At 60.4% G+C, this 2,180-nt stretch carries 2 protein-coding genes and 1 pseudogene; 2 read left to right on the top strand and 1 reads right to left on the bottom strand.

Translation table 11 applies throughout. The features are described from left to right. Positions 1-337, top strand: a pseudogene (locus AC5RWT_RS36710) (mannose-1-phosphate guanylyltransferase); the annotation flags it as partial. An 82-nt stretch (positions 338-419) separates the two neighbouring features. After that, the gene (locus AC5RWT_RS36705) at positions 420-1,733 is read left to right on the top strand and encodes a UDP-glucose dehydrogenase family protein (RefSeq protein WP_494084513.1); all 1,314 of its coding nucleotides are present in this window, start codon (positions 420-422) and stop codon (positions 1,731-1,733) included. Here AC5RWT_RS36705 and AC5RWT_RS36700 read toward each other — a convergent pair. After that, positions 1,709-1,945, bottom strand: a complete 237-nt coding sequence (locus tag AC5RWT_RS36700; protein ID WP_494084512.1) for a hypothetical protein — start codon at positions 1,943-1,945, stop codon at positions 1,709-1,711. The two genes, AC5RWT_RS36705 and AC5RWT_RS36700, sit on opposite strands and share 25 nt — an antisense overlap. Positions 1,946-2,180 lie beyond the last annotated feature (235 nt).

Raw genomic sequence — 2,180 nt, 5'->3', positions numbered from 1 at the left:
GGTGGCCGAACCCGCGGCGGCCGCCGGCGACGTGGCGATGATCCCGGGATCCTTCTCGTGGGACGACGTGGGCGACTTCGCCGCCATCGGCCGGCTGAACACCGCCAGCGAAACATCCGGGCTGACGGTGCTCGGCGACGGGGCGAGGGTCTTCGCGGAGTCCGCCACCGGCGTCGTGGTTTCCGATACCAAGCGGGTCATTGCGCTGATCGGCATCGAGGACGCCGTCGTGGTCGATACCCCCGACGCACTGCTGGTCCCCACCAAGGAACACGCACAGAAGGTGAAGTCAGCCGTGGAACACCTCAGGGCCAGCGGCGACACCGACGTCCTCTAGCGCCACCCGCTGAATGCGTTTTGGAAACGCTGCCTCGAGCGGGGATACTTTCAAAGGTTTAACCTCTATTCGAAGGAAACTCATGCGTATATCAGTCATCGGCTGCGGCTACCTCGGCGCAGTACATGCTGCTTCGATGGCCAAGCTAGGCCACGACGTTGTGGGCATCGACGTTGACGAGCGCAAGATCTCAGACCTGCAGGCCGGCCGTGCCCCGTTCTTCGAACCCGGGCTGCCGGAACTCCTCACTGAAGTTCAGGAGACGGGCCGTTTGAGCTTCAGCACCGACATGGCGGCGGCCGAAGGTGCTCAGGTCCATTTCGTTTGTGTCGGCACTCCCCAACGCAAGGGTGAGTATGCCGCGGACCTCACCTATGTTGATTCGGCCTTCACCGAGCTCATCCCCTATTTGCATGAAGGCGATATCGCTGTGGGCAAGTCGACCGTTCCCGTCGGCACTGCCGCACGGCTGGCCGAAACCGTTGCCGCGGGCGCGCCCGGCGCGGTCCTGGCATGGAACCCTGAGTTCCTACGCGAGGGCCACGCGGTCAAGGACACGCTGACTCCGGACCGTTTTGTGTATGGCGTCCCGGAGAGTCCTCCCGGCGAGGCCGCAACCGCAGCCCTTGACGAGGTGTATGCGACCCCTCTAGCCGACAACACTCCACGTCTGGTTGTTGACTACGCGACGGCAGAGCTCGTGAAGACCGCCGCTAACTCGTTCCTCGCCACAAAGATTTCCTTCATCAACGCGATGGCCGAAATCTGTGCGGCTACTGGTGCCGACGTCACGGCACTGGCAGACGCAATCGGCATGGACGACCGCATCGGCCGCAAGTTCCTGAATGCTGGCGTCGGTTTTGGCGGTGGCTGCCTGCCGAAGGACATCCGTGCGTTCATGGCCCGTGCCGGCGAACTCGGTGCCGACCAGGCGCTGACCTTCCTCCGCGAAGTCGATGACATCAACATGCGCCGTCGCTCCCGCGTTGTGGAACTGACCCGGGATCTCGTAGGAGGGTCTCTCATCGGCAAGCGCGTTACCGTCCTTGGCGCGGCCTTCAAGCCCAATTCCGACGATGTACGCGACTCCCCTGCTCTTTCCGTGGCTGCCCAGTTGGAGCTGCAAGGCGCCACAGTAACCGTCACTGACCCCGAAGCACTGGAGAACGCGAAACTGAGGTTCCCTGAACTGAGCTACGAACCGGACCTGAAGAAGGCCGTTTATGCTGCCCACGCGTTGGTCCTATTGACCGAGTGGGATCAGTACAAGGGCATGGATCCAGCGGAAACCGGCAGTCTGGTTGATGAGAAGAGCATCCTTGATGGACGCAATGTCCTCGATCCTGCAACATGGCGCGCGGCAGGTTGGAATTACAGCGGTATCGGCCGCCCATAGAACCAGTAACCGGGAAGCAGCACCAGATTTCTGAGCCCTGAAACACAAAACAGCTGTACCGCGGCTTTCGCTGGGAACAGCCTTCCTAATATTTCTTCGACCTGACGCATGAAAGTATCTCGCATCACAAAATTAGCGGCCATTCCACGAACATCAAGAAAGTCCACAATCGGCTGAATGGCCTGCCACTGCCTTTTCATGGCGTGGCTCACCAAGCCACCGGCCAGCTATGGGGAAACTTGGCGTTCATCAGACAGGAAACAAGCCGAATCGGAGGCAAGATGCGCGCTGACACAACCGACGCACCGTACACAACAGTCCGTTGGTCGGGTACGAAACGTGTCGGTACTACAAACAAAACCACCAAATACTCGAAGCGGCGGAGACGTTCCTACATAGGATACTGAACTGTGCCGTCGTGGCACAAAGTCCTACTGGACGCAATAC

This window comes from Arthrobacter sp. Dra40 (assembly GCF_059091905.1).
Note: the sequence above shows the minus strand (reverse complement) of the source record. Positions and strands in the feature narration are given on the sequence as shown.

Bases quoted from the DNA above. Each gene is read 5' to 3' on its own strand.
- AC5RWT_RS36705 (WP_494084513.1), top strand. From the start codon at position 420: ATGCGTATATCAGTCATCGGCTGCGGCTACCTCGGCGCAGTACATGCT.